This is a genomic window from Paenibacillus sp. p3-SID867 (assembly GCF_025142895.1).
Taxonomy (GTDB): Bacteria; Bacillota; Bacilli; order Paenibacillales; family Paenibacillaceae; genus Paenibacillus_AQ.
In genome coordinates this window covers 474,933-498,973 of sequence record NZ_JAMBDM010000004.1, presented here as the reverse complement: position 1 = coordinate 498,973, position 24,041 = coordinate 474,933, and the positions used below count along the sequence as shown (strand labels likewise).

The window sequence follows — 24,041 nt, the reverse complement described above, 5'->3', positions numbered from 1 at the left end:
AACCTTGGCATAGATGAGTAGGGTGGAGAGTAGAGGAGATGAGCAGAGCATGGCGCAGATCAAAATTTATGGCGTCCGGGAGCGGCTGAACCCGGTGAAGGAACAGCTGTCGGAAGTGATACATTCATGCGTGGTAGACGTTTTTCAACTTCCGGCGGATAAGAAATTCCATCGTTTTTTCCCCATGAGTCGCGAGGATTTCTTCTTCCCTGACGGGAGAACGGATCGCTACACGGTGATCGAGATCAGCATATTTGAAGGCCGGACCGTGGAGGCCAAGAAACAGCTGATTCGATTGTTATTCGAACGGATCGAGCACTCGCTGCATATCTCTTCCCAGGATGTGGAGATAACGATATTCGAAACCCCGCAGCACAACTGGGGAATCCGGGGGCTTCCCGGGGATGAACTGGCTTTAGGGTATAAGGTGAATATTTAGAGCATCAAGGAAGCTCGAAGTGCAGGGACAGTCCATGCGACTGTCCCTGTTTTTTAATTTGGGGCATGCAGGCACCCGACTTTCACTCCTTCAAACGTTCTATAATAAGATTTAAATCGGCAACCAGCCTGGTCATGATGTCGGCTGCATCCGATACTTGCTTAATGGATTGAAAATGTCCCCGGAACGCTTCGACGATTTCATGAGTATGATCCGCCGTTTCACTTGTAAAACGGGTCATTTCTTGTACGGACTGATTCATTTGGTCGGAGCCTGTATTCAACTGCTGTGTGGATACGGAGATTTCTTGCATTTGGAGTGCTACCTGCTTGACTGCATGATAGATTACTTCGAATGAAGCCTTCGCCTGATCTACAACCCGCAGCCCGGTGTTCATATTGTGATCCACTTGGCCGATGCTGCCTAACAGATCAGCGGTTTCTCTATGTATAGTCCGGATAAGCTCCGTGATTTCCTCAACGGAGGAGGAGGATTGCTCGGCGAGCTTACGGATTTCACTCGCTACAACCGCGAACCCTCTACCCGCCTCGCCGGCTCTTGCCGACTCGATGGAAGCGTTCAATGCCAGCAAATTGGTCTGGCTTGCAATACTTTGAACCACCTGCAATATATGTCCGATCCGAGCAATATGGTGGTTTAACGCATTTACCGCCTCTTGCGATCTAGTGACGGATTGACCGGTATTCCGGATCTCGGATACGATATTACCGATCATATGACTGCCGAACTCTGCCTGTCTGGCGGATTCTTCGGATGCAGCTGCCGCTTCTGTTGCCGAAGCTGCCACATGCCGGATTCCTACGGCAATATCGCCAATGGCGGCGGTATTCATGTTCATAACATGTAACTGATGATGTGCTCCGGCGGCTACTTGCTGAACAACTCCGCCAAGATACTTACTGATCTCTGTGCTCTGCCCCGATTGACTGCTTAGCTGCAGTGCCGTGTCATTCAATTGGAGGGAGGTCTGCGACAATTTCGACGTGATCTCTTCAATGATCGCGGCACGCTGTTGATGCTGCTCCTCTTTGAGTAATGTTTCGATCTTCAATGTGCTGATAATTTGCCAGCTGGTTGCTGCCGATGTGAAGATCAAGAATAAGGCATGTATGAGGAGCATGGTGAGTGAGTAACTGGTTGTTCCGAACACCAGTTCAGGAATGACCAGATAGCCAAGCAGATGGTGTACGGCAAAAATAACTGTCATTAAAACGATGAGTCTTATATTTTTATAATAGGATAATGCAGCAACAACCATAAAGATGGAAAAATGAAATTCGACGTGCCCGCCTGCGCCGGCAATCATCGAAATGCTTCCCAGCGTTAGGATGAGCGTATGTAGATACGGAATGATCGGATGGTCTGAGCGTCGTGCATAGACGGCTAGGGATATGGCTAACAAAACAACAGGAACAGCCAGCAGCGCGTACAGTGCGGGGCCGAACTGACTTTCCATCTCGGTAGAAGTGAGTATTCCATGTGTTGTCATGGTGTGATCAAATACATGAAATTTCCGAGCGAGCAGGTGTACGATGCCGGCAATAACGATGACGGCCAGTGAGACTGAATTCATAAGTTTGATTTTTTGTTTCAGCATAGAGAATTTATCGAGCTCCTTATCTTTCGACATCGTGGTTTGAAAATTCCGATACAGCCTACCTATTTGACATGAGTTAAATTTTTCCTTCAAATGGAGATGTGTATTTTTAAAATATAAAAAATTGTTCTATACCCGTTATTTATCGGCATCTCGATTCAAAATTATAGAGGAGGCGTCTGCTTTGACCTTACAGCAGTTAAAATATGCAATTGAAGTAGCCAACCGTGGTTCCATGAATGAGGCGGCCAAACGGTTATTTATTTCCCAGCCCAGTCTGTCCAACGCGATTAAGGATCTGGAAGAGGAGCTACATATTACGATATTCGAGCGGACGAACAAAGGGATATCACTTTCGAAGGAGGGGGCGGAGTTTCTGGGATATGCACGGCAGGTGGTAGAGCAGGCCGAGCTGCTGGAGGGACGTTATCTGAATGCGAAGCCTTCTCCGCAGCATTTTTCGGTATCCACACAGCATTATGCTTTTGCGGTGAATGCATTTGTGAACCTCGTTCAAGAATACGGACAGGATGAATACGAATTGGCGCTGCGTGAGACGAAGACCTACGAAATCATCCAGGACGTCAAAACCCTGCGCAGCGAAATCGGCATCCTGTACCTCAATGAATTCAATGCCAAGGTGATCAACAAGCTGCTGAAGGATGCAGGACTGCAGTTTACCAGCTTGTTTACGGCGAGGCCGCATATTTTTATCAGCATCAAAAATCCGCTGGCCAAGCAGTCCATTGTGACCATTGACGAGCTTCAGAATTATCCGTATTTATCCTTCGAGCAGGGGGAATACAATTCATTCCACTTCTCGGAGGAAATCCTCAGCACGTTATCCCATAAAAAAAGCATCCGGGTCAATGATCGCGCGACCCTGTTCAATCTGCTCATCGGCTTGAATGGCTATACCATTTCGACCGGGGTGCTGAGCGCTGACCTGAACGGGAATGAGATTATTCCGGTTCCGCTCGCATGCGATGAGACGATTAACGTCGGTTGGATCAGTCATAAGAATGCGACTCTGTCCAAGCTTGCCGCAGCTTATGTCGAGGCGCTGCATGAGGCGATATCCACTTGATTTTGATGGGAAAACGGTGAAGGGATTCCCGGAGGATCTCATTATTACGACTCAACTACGCCACTTGCAACTATCATTCAACATGGGCATCATCCGGCGGATGCGGACGATTTGGAATTTGTAATCAAATAATGGCTCTTCATATATCCCCTTGGGAGGTATCGGAAAAGAATTCCGATAACCCTCTCAGGGGATTTTATTAGCGGTTGGACATGATCTGGTTGCGAAATTCTCCCGGAGACATGTTGGTGAATTGCCTGAATACCCGGCATAAATAATGGACTTCCATTCCGACCTTTCTCCCGATTTCCTCCAGGGTCAAATCGGTGGTCATCAATAGACCCTTTGTTTTCTCGATCCTGACTTTAATAATATACTGCACAGGTGTCATCTTCATTTTGGATTTGAAGAAGCGGATGAAATAGTTGGGATTATAATGGATAAGTCCCGCCAGCTGTTCCACGCTGACGTTATCGTTGATATGCTCCTCAATATACTGGAATACCGTGTTCAGCTTCTGCATATCGGGCAGCATGGACAGCGAGAGTTGACGATCGGGAACGATGTCAAGATAATGCCTGACAAGCTTCATCAATATTTCGTTCCTTTGCAGCGGGGCGGTCCAAGCGCTGCTCCCATAGGCATCGATCAATTCCTTGAATAACTGCTCCATATATGCCTCGTCCGGCACATCCAGCACGTGGGGAAGATGAATTAGCTGAAACAAGTTCAGCGTGTCCACCTTGGCGGTAAAATGGCACCAGAACTTCCTGTAGGTGTTGTCGCCCACGACAGAGATGGAATGAAGCGATCCAGCTGGCATGAGAACGATTTGCCCGGGGGAGGGATGATATTCTTGTTCATCGATCTTAATCCAGCCCTCCCCTTCCCGTATAAAATATAGGGCGTTATAGGACGGTCTCATATTAAAAAAGCGCCAGTTCTGAGACACTTTATCAACCTTGGCAATGGATAAGCGAAGATTCGCGTTAGCCAGGTAATTTTGAATCAACTTCAGGTGGTTTATATCCATTGGCTGCCCCCTACCGGTTGTGTATTTTGGATACATTGATGTGTTTTTTATGCATTTCAAATCGGAGTGGTATTCATTAAGCTAAATGAGAAATCCCATTCAATGACATATCAAGGGGGAGGTAATGACATCAAAGCTTAGGACTGATCTGCCATTCCATCAGGATATCAAAGGAAATCGAGGAGGAATCGTTAAGGAATGAAGATGATGAAACGGATTAAGAATTTCGCAGTAATCGGGTCCGCGGTATTATTAATGACCGCATCCATTGCAGCTGCCGAACCTGCGAAGATCAGTAAACGGACGGTAAAAGATCCTGCAATGGCAAATGCTACCGGACCGACCGAACTTCAATCATCCGCAGTGGCTGATGCTCCCTGGTCGGCCGGAACGCCGCTCGACGTGCTTAAGAACGATTTCAGCATATTTTATAAGGATTTGCAAGCGATTCCATATTTCGCTGGCGGCGGCGTTGCTGCAGTAGGGGATGCTGCATTCAATATCAACGTGCCCGATGATTATATTCCATCCATCTCGGCAGCCCGTTATGGCAAAGGGCGTATCGTTGTCGCCGGGAGCAAGGCGTATTTCAATCTGTCCGAGTCGGCGGGTGATGCTGCGGGTAAGCTGGCCCGGAATATTTTATGGTGGTTGACGGACGATGCCTCTACAAATCAAGGCCAAGGCAATGACCGTACCAATCGCTATGAAGATGCATTAGAGCAGCCGGGAAAGAAGATTAGACTGATAACGACCTCCGACGAGCTCATGGTTAATCCGGATTTGCCTATTGAGCTTGTGAAAATCGACAGCTGGGATTCCGTAAACCTGAATCCGCAAAAATATGCGGTAGCCCATGTAGACCAGACGATGAAGGATAAGGATCTCGAAGCGCTGGGTCAATATTTACGGTTAGGGGGCGGCATCATCGTGGCGGATAACCTGAGCGGTGTTGAGGGAATAACGCGCGATACTCCCGAGGAAACCGTGCTTCAGGTCGGCAATTTGAGGGGAGCTAGGCTCAGCCGCGATTTTGCGATTCAAAAGCTGCTTAACCGTGCTGGGCTGACGCTGATGAACAGAGGCTCGGAGTCCACTGTGGGCGAATCGGCATTGACCTATGACCAAGCCAACGCTCATCATATCAAGACACGGCTCGCGCAAGGCAAGGAAGTGGAAGAGGGGACGCTCACTTATGATCAAATCGAGATCGGTCCGCCGGGTACACCCGCGAACAAAAAGCAGGAGCGGCTCTACCATATACTAAACGAGACAATCGAAACGTTAACCAGCGAATCCCCGCTGTATGCTTGGGCAGAATCGGAGGCCGAAAGTCTTCAGCCTGCCGTGTTCCCGATTCAAAAATTCCAGCAGCCCTATACGAATGCGCTGCATAACTTCCGCTTTAGTCATTTTACCTTGGATCCCGCCAACGAGAAATCTCCTTATGCCGACGCATTTCCGGGAATGGTCGGAGAGGAAGCGACCATCGTCAACGACCGGGAAATCGAGGTCGACTTTGATTTTCCCAATACGATGTACACGCATGCGCTTCCATCAAAAAACTGGATCAGCACCGGATTGTATGCGCCCCCCGGTAAAGTCATTACGCTTGAAGTGCCGGAAGGCGTTGAGCATTTAACGGTTCAAATTGGTTCGCATGACGACGATTTGAGGGGATCCGGCAAGTGGGCACGTGTTCCGCTTATCGTAAACCACCTGAAGCTGACACCGGGCATCCATCAAGTGAACAGCCCGTATGGCGGTTTCATCTATCTCATTCCGCTAAAGGCGAAGGAGAATTTCCGGGCAACCGTCAAAATCAGCGGTGCGGCGGAAGCCCCGTATTATGTACTCGGCAAGACTACGCTCGAGGAGTGGGAGAGGATTCGCACGGGAGTGGTCGCCGTTCCTTTTGCCGAGTTTCAGGGAGAACGCATTATCCTGACGGTTCCCTCGGATTTGATCCGCCAAGTGACCGACCCGGAGGAATTGATGCGGACCTGGGATGAAATCTACGACAGTTATGATGAACTGGTTGGACTTGATCCGGACAGGGAGATGCCTCATACTGCCCATCAATTGAACCGCCGTTACGTCGCTGACGGACAGATCTCTTCCGGGGCGATGCATGCGGGATATCCCATCATGATGCCGTTCAGTTATGCGGCCAACCTGCTGGATGTCGATTATATAACAACAAGTGCTTGGGGCTTCTGGCATGAACTTGGGCACGAATACCAGCAGCGGACATGGACGTGGGGCGATGTCGGGGAAGTTACCGTAAACCTGTTCTCTCTATATACCCAAGAGAAGTACGGCAATACCTCCGAACTGCTGAAAGTCGGGAATGACGGCAAAGATTACTACGATCGGGGGATCGCATTCGTAGAGAACAATGACCCGGCTAAAAAATACGGCCAAATCGGCAATTATGAAAGACTGGTGATGTTCAAGCAGCTTCAGCTTGCTTACGGCTGGGAATTCTATACCCGGATATTCGAGAGTTACCGCGAATTATCTCGCGACGAAATTCAAGGCACGGTGGATACTTTTGCCGTCATAGCTTCTCTAACGGCGGGGGAGGACCTGACTGAATTTTTCGACAAATGGGCAATAGGTCTGACGGAAGACGGAAAAGGAAGGATTGCCTCATTGAATTTGCCTGAACCGCAAACCGAAATATGGACGTTAAGAGAGTAAACATGAAAAAGCCAGGTTTCCTCCGGTTGAGGAAGGCTGGCTTCTTTATGTTTGTTATGCAATATAACATATTTTTGTACATGATATTGCATACAAGTGACTTTTTGCATACAATGAAATGGTAAATGATATGTACGTTAAGATACTTCGGATCCACGGGAGGAATTTCATATGTCCAGTCAATCGTTAAGCGCTTTCTTACAGGATAATCTAACAGAACTCAAGCAGCAAGGACTCTATAATACGATCCAGCCTCTTGAAAGTCCGAATGGTCCGCTTATTACCATTCAGGGTCGTGAATTCGTGAATTTATCTTCCAACAACTATCTCGGACTGGCGAATGATGAGCGATTAAAAGAAGCGGCCATCCGGGCTACGACCGATTTCGGAACCGGAAGCGGCGCCGTTCGCTCCATTAACGGAACGCTCATGCTTCATGTTGAGCTTGAGGAAAAGCTTGCGCAGTTCAAGGGAACCGAAGCGGTGCTGACGTATCAGTCCGGTTTCAATTGCAATATGGCGGCGATCTCGGCGGTGATGGGTGCCGGGGATGCGATTTTGTCGGATGAGCTGAACCATGCGTCCATTATTGACGGCTGTCGGTTGACTAAGGCGAAGGTTATCCGTTTTAACCATTCAGACATGGACGATTTGCGTTTGAAAGCGCAAGAAGCGAGAGAATCCGGTTTATATAACAAAATTATGGTCATTACCGACGGCGTGTTCTCGATGGACGGCGATATTGCGAAGCTTCCCGAAATCGTGGAGATCGCCGAGACCTATGATCTGATCACTTATGTGGACGATGCGCATGGCTCAGGCGTTCTTGGCGGCGGAGCAGGCACCGTGAAGCATTTTGGATTGTCGGAGCGAGTGGATATCCAGATCGGCACGCTGTCCAAAGCAGTTGGCGTTGTCGGCGGGTATGTTGCCGGATCACGGGATCTGGTCGATTGGCTTAAGGTCCGCAGCCGTCCGTTCCTGTTCTCCACGGCGCTCCCTCCAGGTACCGTAGCCGCTTGCATTACCGCTATCGACATCCTGCAGAACAGCAAAGATCTGCAAATGAAGCTGTGGGAGAACACCCGTTATCTGCAGGAAGGCCTTAAGCGTCTTGGCTATTCCGTCGGCCGAACGGAAACGCCGATTACGCCTTGCATTATTGGAGATGAAGCAACCACCCAGAAATTCAGCACCAGATTATATGAAGAAGGCGTGTATGCCAAATCGATCGTATTCCCTACGGTGCCAAAAGGCACGGGAAGAGTTCGGAACATGCCTACCGCCATGCATACGAAGGAGATGCTGGATCGCGCACTTTCCGCATATGAAACCATCGGACGCGAACTGGGTCTGATCTAATAAGGGGGCACAAGTGATGAAACGAATTATGGTAACCGGTGCGCTCGGGCAGATTGGCTCAGACCTGGTGGCGAAATTGCGGCAAGTTTATGGCGAAGAAGCTGTTCTTGCAACGGACATTCGCCAAATCCATCATGAGACGGTGCAATCAGGACCGTTCCGAATACTGGATGTAACCGACCACCAAGCTTTCCATGAAGCAGCTAAAGAACACCGCGCGGATACGATTATCCATCTTGCAGCCCTGTTGTCCGCCAAGGCGGAATCCAATCCCGCACTGGCGTGGAACCTGAACATGGGCGGTTTGTTAAGCGGGCTCGAGACGGCACGGGCATTATCCTGCCAGTTCTTTACACCGAGCTCTATCGCAGCATTCGGGGCGGACACCCCGAAAAGAGCAACGCCGCAAGATACGCTGCAGCGCCCGTTAACGATGTATGGTGTCAGCAAGGTCTCCGGCGAGCTGTTGTGTGACTACTATTACCATAAATTCGGAGTGGATACCCGCGGATTGCGCTTTCCAGGCCTGATCTCCCACTCTGCCCCTCCGGGTGGGGGAACGACGGATTATGCGGTTGAGATGTATGTAGACGCTATTCGCAGCGGCAGCTATACTTCCTACATTGATAAAGGGACCTACCTTGACATGATGTACATGCCGGATGCGATCTCCGCTATCATTGCATTGATGGAAGCAGATCCGGCTAAGCTGAAGCACCGTAATGCCTTTAATGTTACGGCGATGAGCGTCGACCCTGAGGGGATTGCGGCCAGCATCCGCCGCCATATACCGGATTTCAGCCTCGACTATAACGTGGATCCTGTCCGTCAAGCGATTGCGAACGAATGGCCGGATTCTATCGATGCAACTGCGGCACGCGAAGAATGGGGATTTGATGTACAATATGATTTGAACCATATGACCGATGATATGGTGTCAAAGCTTATGGAGAAGCCGCAAGCGGATCAGAGCAAGATCAGTTAACGGCTTAGTTTCAGAAGGAGGATATGGTTACACTTGGAACCCATTCATAAAAAAGTAGGGAGAAATCTGCAGGCTATCCGCAAATCACGGGGCCTCAGCCTCGATAACGTAGCCGAGTTGACCGGTGTAAGCAAAGCCATGCTGGGACAGATCGAGCGGGGGGATTCCAACCCGACGATTTCGGTATTGTGGCGCATCGTCAGCGGCCTCGGCATTTCATTCACCACGCTCATCGAAGAGGCGGAAACCGAAGTGACCGTGGTATCCCCGGAGGACGTGGAGCCTTTTCACGAGGCCGAAGGCGCTTACCGGGTATACCCTTTGTTCTCCTACAACCTGCGCACCAAATTCGAGTCCTATATGGTCATCATGGATCCCGGCTGTGACCATGGTTCAGAAGCGCATAATGATGGCGTGGAGGAATATATTTTTGTGCATCAGGGAGAGCTGGAGCTGTGGCGCGAAGACGAAAGCTACACCGTCCCTGCCGGAAGCTCTGTGCATTTCTCGGCTAATCGGCCTCATCGGTACGTTAACCCTGGGAATGAAACCACGAAATTTTACACGATTATATTCTATGCGGATGCCGCAGCCAGAGGATGATCTTGATAAACAGCTTCACGTATTGATTACCGTCAACCAAATATTAAAGAAAGTTAGTGCCGCCCGGAAAAAATACAGTCCGATCTTAAATATCGACTGTATGGTGTTCCGGGCGGCTGTTTTATATTTAGGACGCAGGGAAAAAGGAAATTGGAGGGAGGGGGAAGTGAAACGGAAGCAGTTCGTTTCTCGTTGCTATTACGAAATCATCGGCAAAGGAGTTGAGCGGTTGATGGGTTTCCACACTAAAAAGTGGTTGAAGCTGTTATTGGCGGTTGCTTGCACGCTTGCAGTCGTTCCGCCGTCAGGGAAGACACTGATGGCGGCGGATGGAATGACGGAGCAGGCTGACGTTCATGTATTAGGTACGAATACCGCAGCGAGCATGGCAACCCAGCATGATCTTGATGTAATTTATAAGGATTTGTCCGGTTATCCGACGGTATCGGCCACCTATAACGGCGGTGTCGCGGCCATCGGAGATCAAGCCTTTGTTCTGGCGGTCAACCCGGACACGACGCCGATACTTGCAGCGGCTCGCTACGGGAAAGGCAAAGTCGTTGTGGCAGGCGATGACTCCTATTTCAAATTCACCTCCGATATTACCGATGAGCGGAAGACGGTGGCACGCAACATCCTCCTGTGGTTAACAGAGGATTCCGAGACGTTGACCTATCAGGAGGCGTTGGAAGGCAAGGGGCGATTGCCCATGTTGTCGGCAACGTGGAAGAATTATATCATCGAAACCGATGTGCCGATCGATCTGGTTCGGTTGGACCAATTCACGGAGGAGCATCTGGATCCGTCCCGTTACCCCGTAGCTTATATTGACGGGACGCTGAAGGATAGTGAGGTCGATGCCGTCGAGCATTACGTCGCGCAAGGAGGTCATGTCGTTGTCCCCTTAAAAGGATGGGTGATGGAGCAATATCCGCACGTCTTCCTCGGGAATGAATATCAGGGCCGTTCGGGCAAGCTCAGTGAAGATTTTCCGGTGCAACGCCTATTGAACCGGATGGGTCTTGGTCTGATGAACAATACGGCGTCGACTCGAACGGAAACCTTGCCCACATTGACACCGGAGCAATCCGCCAATTACCATTCGCTAAAGCTGCTGGAGCAGGCCGAGGCGATTGAGGCTGGAACGCTATCACCGGATCAGGTGAACGTCGGACGGCCTGGCGCCGGCGCTGACAAGAAGCTGCAAGTCATCGCTTCGGTGACCGGCGGAACCGTCAGCAGCATCTCCCCGCAAAGTCCGCTATATGCTGTGATCGAGCAGGATGCCAGCGACTTAGAGTCCCAACTTACGTTTCCGCTCGACCGTTCCAAAGCGCCCTATACCAGCGCATTGTTAGCTTTTCAATTGGGACGGATCGGCAATGACCTGACGGCCCCCAAATCCCCTTATGCCGATCAATTTCCCGGAACCGTTCCGGGGGACGCGCCGCGAGTGTCGGGACAATCCGTTCACGTGAATTTTGATTATTCAACCTTTGACTATTTACGCCAAGGGACGGTTCCGAAGAATTGGATCAGCACGGGGTTATACGCACCGGCCGGAGAATGGGTAACGATTCATGTTCCTGAAGGCACCCAGAATTTAGATGTGCAGGTAGGGGCTCACACGGATAATTTGACAAGTAAAACGGAATGGGAACGACCTCCTGTCATCACACAGCGGAAGCCGCTCCTTCCGGGCGAGAACCGGATCCGCAGCCCTTATGGCGGCCTGATTTACCTGATTCCGACCAAGCCGCAGCCGGGCGTTGCGAAGGATATTGAAATCAGCGGCGGAGTTCGCGCTCCGTATTATATCCTTGGTGAGACCTCTTCGACTGAATGGGAAGATACGATTCGGCATCATCCCGCTCCATGGGCAGAGCTTCAAGGGCGCAGAGTGATCCTGACGCTTCCGTCCGAGTATATCAGGCAGCTTGGAGATCCACAGCAATTAGTGGAGAAGTGGGACGCGATCGTGGACTACACCGAGGAAGTCGCGGGGCTTTCCCCGAATCAACCACTGCCGCATAAGAGTATCGACCTTCCATTCCGTTACGTTGCGGATCGTCAGATCAGTGCGGGTTATATGCATGCCGGCTATCCGATCATGTTCCACATCGATCCTTCAGCGGGTCACGCCGTGGACATATCCCGAGTAACCCAGGGAGGCTGGGGCTTCTGGCACGAGACCGGCCACGAATATCAGCAAGGAGCCTGGAACTGGAACGTGACAGGTGAAATCACGGTTAATATTTACTCCCTATACATCCAAGAGAAATTCGGCAACAGCAGCAACTTATTGATTCGCAACGCCGATGGGAAAGATTTCTATGATTTAGCATTTGATTATATCGAAAGCGATATACCGAACAAGTCGTTCGGCAGCTCGGGCCAGCTGGATCTTTTCGGCTATCTCGTAATGTTCCGCCAGCTTTCCCTGGCTTACGGATGGGACTTTTATGCTGAGCTTCATCAGGCCTACCGGGAGCTGCCGGCGACGGAGCTGCCCGCGACGAATCAAGAGGAGATCGATACGTTTGTGGTCATGGCATCCACAATCGCAGGCGAGAACCTGACGGAGTTTTTTGACAAATGGGCACTGCCGTATTCCAAAGAAGAGGTTCGTTCCCGCGTGGACGCCCTGAATCTGCCGATGCCTACGCAGGAGCTGTGGCGGCTGCGGGAGACGCATACGCTGAGTGCTCCACCCGAGATCAAGGCCGACACGGGAACCGAATGGAACCGTGAATCGGTGAAGGTCACCGTTACCATGACAGCGGAAGCTGAAGCGGCGGGCATGCGAAGCCAGTATAAGATCGGATCCGAAGGCAAATGGACGGATTACACGGCACCTATCCTCGTGGAATCGGAAGGCGAGACCATCGTATATGCCCGCGCGGCCGCTATGTCGGGTGTGAGAAGCGACGAAGCTTCCAAGACGGTGAAGATCGACCGGACGGGGCCGGCCATTACGGCGACCGTTGCCCAATCGGTATACCAAACCGAGCGTTTCACCATTTCACCTCAAATCACGGACACATTAAGCGGCGTATCCGGCTTCAGCTTGGAATTGGATGGCAAGGAAGCTTCCGAAACGCTGGTTAGAGAGCCGTTAACGCTGTCAGCCGGACCGCACACCCTGCGCATAACGGCAGAAGATGCAGCCGGGAACGTCACCGTTCGCGAGTATCCCTTCGAAGTCGTTGTGAATCGGGATCATCTGGACGATATCGTTACCGCGGGGGAAGAGAAGGGCTGGATCGATAACCAGGGCATCACCCGAAGCTTATTAGCCAAAATCGCGGATCTCCAGCAGCAGCCGGCAGGAAGCGAAGCCGCCGAAGATGCGCTGACTTCGCTGGAGCACGCCATTAAGGCGCAGCAGGGCAAGCATATCGATTCCGGCTTCGCAGAGCTTCTTCTTGGAGACATTGACTACATCCGAAGCCGCAGCTCGGCTTCCTAGCAGCTTACATGGATGAAAGGGCGGCCGTTGCGGCCGCCCTTCCTTTCTGTAATGACCATCCATCATGAAATAAGTCAGTCCGAGATTAAATATAGACAATGTACTGCCTTAAAAATATATTGCACAATTAGAAAACACGGCAGTGTTCAATCGCCAAAATGTTCAGTAAGGTGGTGCTTAACAACCAGAAGTTCACACAACAAGCAAATGAAAAGGGAGGCAAATGATAATGAAGGTCAACAGGCTTAAAGTATTCTGGATTGTTTTGCTTGCCGCCACCATGGCCATATCAGCGGCAGGCTGCGGCGGCCCTGCCAAGGAACAACCGGAGGCATCGAAGGACCCGGAATCTCCTCCGGTTCTATCGGAACTGACGTATTGGGTGCAAATCGTTAGCCAGGTGTCCGCTACGATGAAGAGTTACAACGAAATCGAGGCTTATAAGGAGCTGGAGGGGATCACCGGGGTGAAAGTGGATTTTCAGCATCCTCCGCAGGGCCAGCAGGCGACGGAGCAGTTCAACCTCATGATGACCTCGGATAAACTCCCGGATGTGATCGAATATTCATGGGCCGGTTATCCGGGGGGACCGGAGAAGGCGATCAAGGACGGTAAAATCATCAAACTCAATGATTTGATCGACCAATATGCCCCGAACTTTAAAAAGGTGCTCGAGGAGCATCCGGAGTGGAAGAAGGAAATTACGACCGATGACGGCAGCATCTATGTGTTCCCGTTTCTCCGCACCGACGACAAGCTTAAGGTATTTCTCGGACCGACGATCCGGCAGGATTGGCTGGATAAGCTGGGACTTTCGATGCCAACAACGATTGATGAATGGTACAACGTGTTGAAGGCTTTTAAGGAGCAAGATCCGAACGGCAATGGCAAGGCGGATGAGATTCCCCTGTATCTGACGAAAGGAGATGTCGATACAACGACCGCTTTTCTCGGGGCATGGGGTATTAATGCCGGGTTTTACCAAGAGGAGGGTCAGGTTAAATACGGCCCGACGGACCCGAGGTTTAAGGAGTTCTTGACGCTCATGAACCAGTGGTACAAGGAAGGCTTGCTGGATCAAGACTTTGCGACGACCGATGAGAAAATGCTGGAGGCGAAAATTACGGGCGGGCAGATCGGATCAGCGATTCTATACACCGGCAGCGGGATTGGCAAGTATGGAACGCTCATGAAGGATAAAGATCCGAACTTCAGACTGGTGGCAGCCCCCTACCCTGTGATGAACAAGGGCGACAAGCAGATCTGGGGATATAAGGACCATGCCTTTAACGGAATCGGGGCAGCGGTTACCACCAGCAACAAAAACCCGATTGAAACGGTGAAGTGGCTGGATTACGGCTATTCCGAGGAAGGCACCCTGTTGTTTAACTTCGGAAAAGAGGGCGTCAGCTATGCGATGGAGGACGGCAAGCCGATATTTAAGCCCGAAGTATTGAAGGACCCTTCCGGACTGCCGGTGATCCAGTCCATGTCCAAGCACAACCGCGCAACCTTCAGCGGGCCGTTCATGCTTGATATTCGGTTCGATCAACAATATACGACCGAGCCGGATCAGCTGGAGTCCAAGATCATCTGGGCAGAGCCGACCATGGAGAAGAAAATGCCGCGCACGACGCCGACCCAATCCGAGAGCAGCCGCTACGCTTCCATCATGACGGACATCAACACATACAAGGACGAGATGTACTTGAAGTTCGTTATGGGCGCCGAGCCGTTGGATCAGTTTGACAAGTATGTGAAAACCATTGAATCCATGGGTCTTGCCGAAGCTCTGGAAATACAGCAGAAAGCCTTGGAGCGCTATGGTAAGCGGTAAACGGTAAACGGTAAACGTCCTGAAGCGGCGGAAACATGCAGACTCCGCCGCTCTTGGCGCCATATAAATTGATTTGGAGGGAGGGATTTGATTGTCAGCAACCCAGGAGTATCCCTTCGAGCATCGCAAAGGGAAATGGACAACGATTGCGAACGATTTGAAACGGAACAAATACGTCTACATACTGGCGCTTCCCGTCATTCTATACTATGCCGTCTTCCACTATGGACCGATGTACGGCCTGTTGATGGCTTTCAAAGATTTCAGCATTGCCGATGGTATTTGGGGAAGCGAGTGGATCGGATTTGAGCATTTCCGCAATTTTTTTAACAGCTATTATTTCGAACGCCTTCTGCGCAATACCGTTCTGATCAATATTTATGAGCTCATCTTCGCGTTTCCGGCACCGATTATCCTTGCCCTGCTGCTGAACGAAATCCGCAGCCGGCTGTTTAAGCGTACGGTTCAGACGATATCGTATTTGCCGCATTTCGTATCCATCGTCGTGGTAACCGGGATCATGTTCGATTTTCTCGCAAGAGATGGCTTGGTGAATCAGATTCTGGGCTTTTTCGGCATCGAATCGATTCCGTTCATGAGCGAGGCCAGCTGGTTCCGTACGATATATGTCGGCTCCGGCATTTGGCAAGGCGTGGGCTGGGGTTCGATCATTTATCTTGCTGCCATCGCCACCATTGATCCGACCCTGTACGAGGCGGCCAAGATGGACGGTGCAGGCCGCTGGAAACAGATGCTGCACATTACGCTGCCGGGCATGCTGCCGACAATCATCATCATTTTCATTCTCAATATGGGCTCCATGCTTAGCGTTGGCAGCGAAAAAGTATTGCTGATGTACAGCCCGCTTACTTATGAAACGGCAGACGTGATCTCGACCTTTGTCTACAGGAGAGGGGTTCTGGAGACGGATTACGGCTTCACGACCGCCGTTGGATTATTCAATGCGGTAGTCAGCTTTATCCTGCTTGTACTCGCGAACTCAATCAGCAAGCGGGTCAGCGAACATAAACTGTGGTAGAGAGGAGGTCGTCCATGGCTAACAAACGATCCGCTGGAGAGATAACCTTCGTCTGTCTGAATGCGTTGATCCTGACGGGCCTCTGCTTCGTCACCTTATATCCGTTCGTGTATGTTGCCTTCGCTTCGTTCAGCGATCCCGCTTCATTGGCCCAGCACCGGGGGCTGCTGTTCGCGCCGCTTGATATTAACTTCGAAGCCTATAAGGCAGTGTTTAACAATCCGATGATTACGACGGGATATCGGAACACGCTGATCTACGTTGTGGCAGGAACGGCCATCAATCTGGTGGCCACGGCGATCGGCGCATATGTGCTGTCCCGCAGAAATTTGTACTTCAAAAATGTCCTGATGATGCTGATCGTCATCACCATGTTTTTCGGCGGCGGGCTGATTCCGACTTATCTGCTGATCAATAACCTGGGGATGCTGAACACGATCTGGGCGATGCTGATCCCCGGGATGATCGGGACGTTCAATATGATCATTATGCGGACTGCCTTTCAGTCCGTTCCGATAAGTCTTGAGGAATCGGCGAAAATCGACGGGGCGAACGACCTGATCATTCTGTTCCGTATCATTATTCCGCTGTCCATGCCTGTTATCGCCGTCATGATTCTGTGGTATGCCGTGGGACACTGGAATTCATATTTCGGGGCGCTCATCTATCTGAGGGATCGGGAGCTATTCCCGCTCCAGCTCGTGCTCCGGGAAATTCTCATAACCAATACGACCGACAGCATGATGACGGAGGCCTCGGGAGACCGGATGGCGATCGCGGACACCATTAAATATGCAACGATTATCGTTTCCACATTGCCGATACTGCTTCTGTATCCGTTTTTGCAAAAATATTTCGTCAAAGGCGTTTTGATCGGCGCCATTAAGGAATAGGAGGAGAACGATGGCTGACTCATTAGATATCGTAACGCAAAGCAAGAGCCGGATGCAGTGGTGGAAGGATGCCAAATTCGGCATGTTCATCCACTGGGGGGTATATTCGCTGCTCGGCAAAGGGGAGTGGGTCATGTATGCCAACAAAATTCCGGTAAAGGAATATGAAAAACTCGCCAAGGAATTTAATCCGATGCAGTTTGATGCCAAGGCTTGGGTCAATTGCGCCAAAAGGGCAGGCATGAAATATATCGTCATCACAGCCAAACATCACGATGGCTTCGCCATGTACCATTCACGGACGGACCCGTTCAATATCATGGATGCTTCTCCATTCGGCCGGGATCCGTTGAAGGAATTATCCGAGGCCTGCAGGGAGGAAGGAATCCGGCTCTGTTTCTACTATTCCCATGTCATTGATTGGCATCATCCGCATGCTCTTCACGATACGTTTAACAATCTATGGGACTATGAGCTGGAGAAGAAGGCGTTCTTTCGTTACTGGAACCATAAAGCGAAGGGACAAGTGCGTGAGCTGCTGACGGAATATGGTCCGGTCGGGCTGCTCTGGTTCGATACATCCGGGGGATTGTCGAAGAAGGAGAGCGAAGCGATGGTAAACATGATCCGCGAGCTTCAACCCGATTGCCTGATTAACAGCAGGGTAAGCCATTGGCCTGATTTCGGTGACTATCAATCCAAGGGTGACAACGAAATCCCGATGCAAGGCGAGGAAACGCGGGAATGGGAGACGCCGATGACCTTAAATCAATCGTGGGGGTACAGCACCAAGGATCAAGTGTGGAAATCCACGGATGCTCTGATCCGAAAGTTGGTGCATATCGTAAGCAAGGGAGGGAACCTGCTGCTCAATGTCGGCCCAACGGATACAGGCTTAATTCCGGAAAAATCCGCTCTACGCTTGGAGGAAGTCGGTGAATGGCTTGCGCGAAATGGAGAGGCGGTCTACGGCACAAGCGCAAGCACGTTCCCTTATGAGCTGGAATGGGGAGCGGTTACGGTGAAAGGGAATACGCTCTTCCTGCATGTGTACAATCGCTATTGGCCTGCGGAAGAATTGGTATTGAACGGTGTAAGAAATACGGTTAGCAAAGCATATCTGCTCACGGATCCCAGCACATGTCTTCCTGTGCACCAGAGCTATCGGCCGGAAACTGACCATCACGAGATGCGGATCCGCTTGCCTGAACTTCCGCCAGAAGACCATGTATCGGTTATTGCATTGGAACTCGAGGGAAGGATCGATGTAGATCAGGGTTTTATCCAACAGGCGAACGGCGCTGTTAAGTTGGATCTTGTACTGTCGGAAATAACGACAGGCAACGGGATGAACGAGGCCCGGTGGACCTTCAAGGCAGCGTCGTCCGGCATATATGAAGTCTACCTCGTCAATTTCAAGAAATCCGATGCCGTTTGGGAACAGGAATATGATCATGAAGTCACCGTACGGGCAGCAGGACAGACGATTGCTTATATTCCCCGAGAGGATAAAGTCGTCAGCGACTCCATTTCTTGTCAGCATCCGTACACCGAGATACATTCAACGATCGGGCGGATCGTAATAGAGAATCCGGGCACGTATGCGTTGACCTTATCGAGCAAGCTTGCGAAGCCGAAACCTTTTGGACCGGAAATTTGGCAGGCAGCTGCCGTGAAGCTTCGTTCCGTGCGATTAGTTCAGGTGCTTTAAATACCCCGCTGTTCCCAAAATGGAAACATTCCTTATCACGGGGGCTTCTCTCTTGGGTGACCGAATGGATTAAAGGGTTTGCTGGTCCGTTCGGCGAAGGATTCAAGAAATAGGTTTCCATACATTTTCTTGGAGGAATGCGACATGATCTCGATACCCGGCCTTCTTCCCGGCAAGCGAAAGAGCAGCCGGGGACGCGTCTTGAAAACCATGATCGTTTCGTATATGCTCATCCTTTTGTTGCCTATGACCGTGGGGCTTTTTCTATATGGACGGGTGGAAAACGTGATGGAAAACAATGCGGAACGATCAAATTCGGCGATGCTGGAGCAGCTGCGGCTTTCCGTGGACAGCAAGCTTAAAGAAGTGGATATTTTGGCTAAGCAAATCATGTTTAACTCTAAACTAACTTATTTGCTGAATCTTGATCGGCACGATCAAGGAGGGGCGTACCGCCAGGTAGAATTCGTCCGCGATTACTTAAATCGCTATCAATCTTTTGTAAGCGGATTCGTAAGAGACTACTATGTTCATCTGCAGGCCGGAGACGTCATCCTGAAGCCTGGATTGCGGACGGATGCCAGAACCTTTTACGAGAAGTATTACCGGTTTGAGCATATGGACTTTGAATCATGGAAGCGTACGATGCTTGGCAGCTACCACAACAAGGCATTCCTGCCCTCCGATGTGCTGCTGCAGAACCCGAACCAAGGAAATGGCAACCCGGCGGATGTGATTACCTATGCGCAATCCCTTCCGCTTCATGACGTGTCCAATATCCGCGGAACGCTGGTTATTATGATCGATGGACAGCAGCTTCAAGAGATGTTCCGCCAAATCGAGTCCGCCAACGACAGCGAGATTTATATCCTCGATAAGGAACGGGGCGTGATTGCAAGCTCGTCGGGCTCGGGGCTGTCCGCGCAGGTGACGGAAAGATTGGCCGGTCCGTCGGGATTGTTCAAGACAGCATTAAATGGCACGGACAGCATGGTAACCTTTACGGAATCCAAGGAGGCCGGCTGGCAATATGTGTCCGTCATGCCGATGGGCAGTGTCATGGAACGAGTAGCACAACTGAAGAGAATGGCGCTGACGGTGTTTGTCGTATCGCTTGTCGCAGGAGCGGCCGTTGCTTGTTGGTTTGCATACCGACAATACAGTCCCGTCAAACGGGTGGTGGATGCCATTCTTCAAGGAAAGCCGATTCAGGATAAGCCGGCCGCGAACGAATATGATTTCATATTGCAAACGATCGAAGGCTCGCTCGTTGAGCAGCGGCATCTGAGGGAGCGACTGTTCAGGCAGACGCCCGTCATCCGCGCTGATTTTCTGTCAAGGCTCATTCGGGGGTACATCGATCCGGATCATGCAGGGGATCAAGGGGGTCCGACATTAGCGACCATGGGCATCCGCTTCGAGTCCGACAAGTTTGCCGTAATCATTGTTCAAGCCGTGGATATTACAAGGCTGTCGCCGGAGCCATCCGAGCAAGGTTGGACGCAAATTCGGTTTATTATCTCGAATATCGGCACGGATATCGCAAATTCGGGTCACCAGGGATTCGCCGTCGATATGGAACGCGACCGGGTAGCGATCCTGGTTAATTTCCATCCGGTTGAGGAGGCGGAAGCCGAGCTCTTTCTTCATGAGATTGCAGAGCGATTGCTCCGGGTACTGGAGGACCGTTTCCATATTTCCGTGACGATTGCCGTCAGCAGCGTACACACAGGAAACGGAACGATCGGCAGCGCTTATCTCGAAGCCATGGCCGCCCTGGATTACCGTATGTTCAGCGGAAGAAATTCGATCATTCACTTCGGGCATGTTCGCGACATCAAGCATCATTATTACTATCCGATCGAATTCGAGACGCAGCTTGTCAACCATGTGAGAGGCGGCGATACGGAAAATGTCGCTAAGCTGCTGGACAATATTTATACGATGAACTTTAAATCGGCGGGGATGACCCCGGAACTGGGAAGATGCTTGTTCTTCAATATCATCAGCACCTTTCTGAAAATACTGAACTTGACGAACACGGATCATGAAAGCCTGCTGGGCCCGAGCTTTGATCCCGTAAAACACATATTCGGTTGTTCCACAAGTGATGAAATGCAGGCCGAGACCAAGCGGTTATATGACAAACTGACCTGTCTCTTTCATACGGAGCATAGCGATCACAGCATCCAGCTGCAGCAGGATATGATGGCATTCATCGACAGGAATTTAACCGATTATAATTTAGGACTTGGCATGATTGCCGACCATTTCGGCATGACGCCGCAGTATATCTCGAGTTTCTTCAAAAAGATGAATCGATGCAATATCACCGATTATATTACCCGTGCGAGGATTGAGAAGGCGAAGACATTGATGGAGCAATCGGAACTGACCAATGCGCAGCTGGCCCAACTGGTCGGCTATACCAATGATGTTGTGTTCATCCGGGCATTCAAGAAATTGGAGGGGGTGACCCCTGGCAAATATCGGGTGAGCGCAAGCGGGCAGTAACGCTTAAACGAGGAGAGGAGTGGCCAATTAGCCATGGAAGCGATCCGGGAACCTTTAAAATACGGCGAGGCAACGATATGGACGCGGCAAAGGACCGAAGCCGCCATCGAATTCGTGCTGGATAAGATCGATGAGAATTTAGACACATTTTCGGACCATTTTCCATCTCCTGCAAGCCGCAATCATATTTATGAGCCAATCGGCAATACGGAATGGACATCGTCCTTCTGGACCGGAATGCTGTGGCTTGCTTATGAGGTCACGGGGGAAACGAAGTACCGGTCGATAGCGGAGCTTCAGCTCCACAGCTATAAGGAGCGCGTGGAGCAGCGCATCGCCACGGAGACGCATGATCTGGGATTTTTGTATTCCCTGTCCTGCGTTGCCGCTTATAAGCTGACCGGGAATGAAGAAGCGAGACGGATTGCCTTGGCCGCAGCAGACCTGCTGATGGAGCGGTATTTCGAGAAAGCCGGGATCATTCAGGCTTGGGGCAAGCTAGACAGGCCGTCACAGCGCGGCCGAATGATCATCGACTGCTGCATGAATTTGCCTTTGCTCTATTGGGCGACGGAGGAAACCCGCAAACCGGAGTATCGGCGCGCCGCCATAAGCCATGCACAGCAATCCGCTCGATATTTGATCCGCGAGGATTCCTCAACGTATCACACGTATTATATGGATGTCGAGAGCGGAGAACCAAGGTTTGGGCAAACGTCCCAAGGATATTCGGATCATTCGTGCTGGTCCCGCGGTCAGGCCTGGGCCATTTACGGTATGCCGCTCAGTTATGCCTATACGAAGGAAGAAACACGGCTGCATGATGCCGAGCGAGTCACGAATTACTATTTGAATCGGCTGCCTGAGGATGATGTGTGCTATTGGGATTTGATATTCACCGAAGGGCAGGAAGAGAGGGACAGCTCGGCAGCCGCCATATCGGTATGCGGAATGCTGGAGCTGGCCAAGCATGTACCGCTCTCGCATCCGCAGCGCCGTACATACGAGAACGCGGCACTGCGCATCCTGGCGTCTTTAAGCGATGGATATACGACGGCAACGCTCCCTGAATCCAACGGCATTCTGCAGCATGCGGTCTACGGAAAGCCGCTTGGCAACGGCATCGACGAATGCTGCATTTGGGGGGACTATTTCTATTTCGAGGCGTTGGTGAGGGTCTTTAAAGATTGGGATATGTACTGGTGAATGACGTGAGTCCATATTCAAAAGACAGTTATATAGGCAGAACGAATTGCAGACGATTTTTTGCGAGATGCTGCTCAGATTTGTAAAAATAAAAACGAGAAAAAAGCACCCGATTCCTTCAGGTGCTTTTTGGCGTGCCACCGCTTCGATGACGGTTTCTATCCAAAATTATAGCAGCAGCTTTTCAGCATGGATTACTCCAGGCTTTTGCTCAATTTGACAATCTGGTCCCAGCCCTCGTCGATGCTGAGTTTACCGAACATGATCGACTGCGTGATGTTGTCGTACTCCTTCGTGAAGTTGGCCCAGCCGCCCTTATTCCCGGGGCCGGGGTCAAACGCGGCGCCGTCCTTGGACACCTCGTTGATTAGTCTCAGGGAGCTTTTATCGACGTCCGTAAATTTGGGCTGGAGCGCATCGGCTACGGTTTTGTTGACAGGAATCCCCCGCGAAGTGCCCAAAATTTCTCCGGCTTCCTCGCTGTTGACAAACCAGTCGATGAATTTCTTTGTTTCCTCTTTATATTGGCTGTTGGGGCTGACGCTCCAGTACATGGAGGCTTTCAGCCAGCCGCCCGCCTGCGTTCCCCTCGGCTGGGTTGTTAACGCCATCACGCCGGGCTTTAACGCATCCGTTCCGCCGAATTCCGCGGCATGCGCGCCCCGAAGCAGAATCTTTTCCTGGATAAGCAGGTCCATTTGCGCGTCCTGCGCTTTATCCGATACGGTTACGTCAGGCGGTGTCACGAGGTTGTCCTTGCGCAGCTCCGCCCACTTGTTCATCCAATCCTTCCAGATAGCCTCGTCATAATGGAACTTTCCGTCCTTGCTCATGGAGAATCCTTTGCCCATGCTCAGCTGATACGACATGTAGAACGCGCCGTCCGCGGTGAGGTCCCGCGTGAGGTATTGGTCCTTAGCCAACTTCGGCTTCAGGTCACGCGCCATGGCAAAAAATTCGTCCCATGTCTTCGGCGGCTGAACGCCGAGGCTGTCCATCATCGTCTTGTTGTACACCATGCCCCAGGCGTTGTTGCCGAGCGGCATCGCGTACAGTTTATCCTGGTAGGTGCCTGTTTCGAGCAGCGCCTTATCGATATGGTCCACCGGGATGGAGGAGAGATCCTCCAGCCGTCCGCTGGACGCCCAATCGTTGAACCAGGCGGCATCCATTTGAAAAATATCCGGCGTGTTTTTCCCGGCAGACTGAGTCGACAGCTTGTCTTGATACCCGTCGAACGACTGATACTCCGGCTCGAATGTGATGCCCGGGTTCTTTTTTGAGTACAAATCAAGCGCTTTCAAAGTTGCGTCATGCCGTGCCTGCGAGCCCCACCACATGATTCGGAGCGTGATGGATTTGCCGTCTCCCGACTCCGCGGATCCGGCTTCTTCCTTCTTGATCCCGCTGCAAGCGGAGAGAACCAGGGACAGTGACAGCACGGCAGCAGCGCCGGCGGCGAGACGGTGCCATGATTTTCTCATTGGATGAACCTCCTTAAGTAACTGATCTTCTTCTTCCTTTAACGTACCAAGTCCAGGG

16 protein-coding genes are annotated in these 24,041 nt (G+C 51.1%); 13 read left to right on the top strand and 3 right to left on the bottom strand.

Annotation, left to right across the window (positions count from 1 at the left end):
* Window positions 1–49: 49 nt before the first annotated feature.
* Complete coding sequence (locus M4D81_RS11375) at window positions 50–439, top strand: tautomerase family protein (protein WP_260066310.1); 390 nt, start codon at window positions 50–52, stop codon at window positions 437–439.
* An 82-nt stretch (window positions 440–521) separates the two neighbouring features.
* Here M4D81_RS11375 and M4D81_RS11370 read toward each other — a convergent pair whose 3' ends face one another.
* Window positions 522–2,057 (bottom strand): methyl-accepting chemotaxis protein, encoded by a 1,536-nt coding sequence (locus M4D81_RS11370; RefSeq protein WP_260066308.1) that lies wholly within the window; start codon window positions 2,055–2,057, stop codon window positions 522–524.
* A 184-nt stretch (window positions 2,058–2,241) separates the two neighbouring features.
* On the opposite strand from M4D81_RS11370, the gene M4D81_RS11365 reads away from it, so the two are divergent.
* Entirely contained in the window at window positions 2,242–3,144 is a 903-nt protein-coding gene (locus M4D81_RS11365) for a LysR family transcriptional regulator (protein ID WP_071223188.1), read from the top strand.
* 199 nt (window positions 3,145–3,343) lie between these two features.
* Here M4D81_RS11365 and M4D81_RS11360 read toward each other — a convergent pair whose 3' ends face one another.
* Window positions 3,344–4,177 carry a helix-turn-helix transcriptional regulator gene (locus M4D81_RS11360; protein ID WP_260066305.1) on the bottom strand — a complete coding sequence of 278 codons (834 nt, stop codon included), beginning with the start codon at window positions 4,175–4,177 and terminating at the stop codon, window positions 3,344–3,346.
* 198 nt (window positions 4,178–4,375) lie between these two features.
* Between M4D81_RS11360 and M4D81_RS11355 the strand changes: the two genes are divergently transcribed.
* The 11 genes from M4D81_RS11355 (at window position 4,376) to M4D81_RS11305 (ending at window position 22,499) form a co-directional block, all read left to right on the top strand.
* Window positions 4,376–6,880 (top strand): M60 family metallopeptidase, encoded by a 2,505-nt coding sequence (locus M4D81_RS11355; protein WP_260066303.1) that lies wholly within the window; start codon window positions 4,376–4,378, stop codon window positions 6,878–6,880.
* A gap of 171 nt (window positions 6,881–7,051) precedes the next feature.
* A complete protein-coding gene (locus M4D81_RS11350; protein WP_071223185.1) occupies window positions 7,052–8,242 on the top strand; it encodes a glycine C-acetyltransferase in 1,191 nt (396 codons plus the stop codon).
* 16 nt (window positions 8,243–8,258) lie between these two features.
* The gene (locus tag M4D81_RS11345) at window positions 8,259–9,227 is read left to right on the top strand and encodes an NAD-dependent epimerase/dehydratase family protein (RefSeq protein WP_260066302.1); all 969 of its coding nucleotides are present in this window, start codon (window positions 8,259–8,261) and stop codon (window positions 9,225–9,227) included.
* A 33-nt stretch (window positions 9,228–9,260) separates the two neighbouring features.
* Window positions 9,261–9,830, top strand: a complete 570-nt coding sequence (locus M4D81_RS11340) for a helix-turn-helix domain-containing protein (protein WP_036660138.1) — start codon at window positions 9,261–9,263, stop codon at window positions 9,828–9,830.
* On the top strand, window positions 9,805–13,299 hold the full coding sequence (locus tag M4D81_RS11335; protein ID WP_260066300.1) for a M60 family metallopeptidase: 3,495 nt from the start codon (window positions 9,805–9,807) through the stop codon (window positions 13,297–13,299). The genes M4D81_RS11340 and M4D81_RS11335 overlap by 26 nt, the downstream gene beginning before the upstream one ends.
* 229 nt (window positions 13,300–13,528) lie before the next feature.
* The gene (locus M4D81_RS11330; RefSeq protein ID WP_260066299.1) at window positions 13,529–15,136 is read left to right on the top strand and encodes a type 2 periplasmic-binding domain-containing protein; all 1,608 of its coding nucleotides are present in this window, start codon (window positions 13,529–13,531) and stop codon (window positions 15,134–15,136) included.
* Window positions 15,137–15,227: 91 nt separating this feature from the next.
* Window positions 15,228–16,175 carry an ABC transporter permease gene (locus M4D81_RS11325; RefSeq protein ID WP_194543949.1) on the top strand — a complete coding sequence of 316 codons (948 nt, stop codon included), beginning with the start codon at window positions 15,228–15,230 and terminating at the stop codon, window positions 16,173–16,175.
* 14 nt (window positions 16,176–16,189) lie between these two features.
* Window positions 16,190–17,068 carry a carbohydrate ABC transporter permease gene (locus M4D81_RS11320; RefSeq protein ID WP_071223180.1) on the top strand — a complete coding sequence of 293 codons (879 nt, stop codon included), beginning with the start codon at window positions 16,190–16,192 and terminating at the stop codon, window positions 17,066–17,068.
* A 10-nt stretch (window positions 17,069–17,078) separates the two neighbouring features.
* Window positions 17,079–18,779 carry an alpha-L-fucosidase gene (locus tag M4D81_RS11315; protein WP_260066297.1) on the top strand — a complete coding sequence of 567 codons (1,701 nt, stop codon included), beginning with the start codon at window positions 17,079–17,081 and terminating at the stop codon, window positions 18,777–18,779.
* A gap of 144 nt (window positions 18,780–18,923) precedes the next feature.
* Entirely contained in the window at window positions 18,924–21,293 is a 2,370-nt protein-coding gene (locus M4D81_RS11310) for a helix-turn-helix domain-containing protein (protein ID WP_071223178.1), read from the top strand.
* 33 nt (window positions 21,294–21,326) lie between these two features.
* Window positions 21,327–22,499 carry a glycoside hydrolase family 88 protein gene (locus M4D81_RS11305; RefSeq protein WP_260066295.1) on the top strand — a complete coding sequence of 391 codons (1,173 nt, stop codon included), beginning with the start codon at window positions 21,327–21,329 and terminating at the stop codon, window positions 22,497–22,499.
* Between the two features lie 194 nt (window positions 22,500–22,693).
* On the opposite strand, the gene M4D81_RS11300 is transcribed toward M4D81_RS11305, so the two are convergent.
* Window positions 22,694–23,983: an ABC transporter substrate-binding protein gene (locus tag M4D81_RS11300; protein WP_260066294.1), complete on the bottom strand. Its 1,290-nt coding sequence runs from the start codon at window positions 23,981–23,983 to the stop codon at window positions 22,694–22,696.
* Between the last annotated feature and the right edge of the window lie 58 nt (window positions 23,984–24,041).

Coding starts and splice junctions, on each gene's coding strand:
- M4D81_RS11375 (WP_260066310.1), top strand. CDS start 50: ATGGCGCAGATCAAAATTTATGGCGTCCGGGAGCGGCTGAACCCGGTG.
- M4D81_RS11370 (WP_260066308.1), bottom strand. CDS start 2,057: ATGCTGAAACAAAAAATCAAACTTATGAATTCAGTCTCACTGGCCGTC.
- M4D81_RS11360 (WP_260066305.1), bottom strand. CDS start 4,177: ATGGATATAAACCACCTGAAGTTGATTCAAAATTACCTGGCTAACGCG.
- M4D81_RS11355 (WP_260066303.1), top strand. CDS start 4,376: ATGAAGATGATGAAACGGATTAAGAATTTCGCAGTAATCGGGTCCGCG.
- M4D81_RS11350 (WP_071223185.1), top strand. CDS start 7,052: ATGTCCAGTCAATCGTTAAGCGCTTTCTTACAGGATAATCTAACAGAA.
- M4D81_RS11345 (WP_260066302.1), top strand. CDS start 8,259: ATGAAACGAATTATGGTAACCGGTGCGCTCGGGCAGATTGGCTCAGAC.
- M4D81_RS11335 (WP_260066300.1), top strand. CDS start 9,805: ATGCGGATGCCGCAGCCAGAGGATGATCTTGATAAACAGCTTCACGTA.
- M4D81_RS11330 (WP_260066299.1), top strand. CDS start 13,529: ATGAAGGTCAACAGGCTTAAAGTATTCTGGATTGTTTTGCTTGCCGCC.
- M4D81_RS11320 (WP_071223180.1), top strand. CDS start 16,190: ATGGCTAACAAACGATCCGCTGGAGAGATAACCTTCGTCTGTCTGAAT.
- M4D81_RS11315 (WP_260066297.1), top strand. CDS start 17,079: ATGGCTGACTCATTAGATATCGTAACGCAAAGCAAGAGCCGGATGCAG.
- M4D81_RS11310 (WP_071223178.1), top strand. CDS start 18,924: ATGATCTCGATACCCGGCCTTCTTCCCGGCAAGCGAAAGAGCAGCCGG.
- M4D81_RS11305 (WP_260066295.1), top strand. CDS start 21,327: ATGGAAGCGATCCGGGAACCTTTAAAATACGGCGAGGCAACGATATGG.
- M4D81_RS11300 (WP_260066294.1), bottom strand. CDS start 23,983: ATGAGAAAATCATGGCACCGTCTCGCCGCCGGCGCTGCTGCCGTGCTG.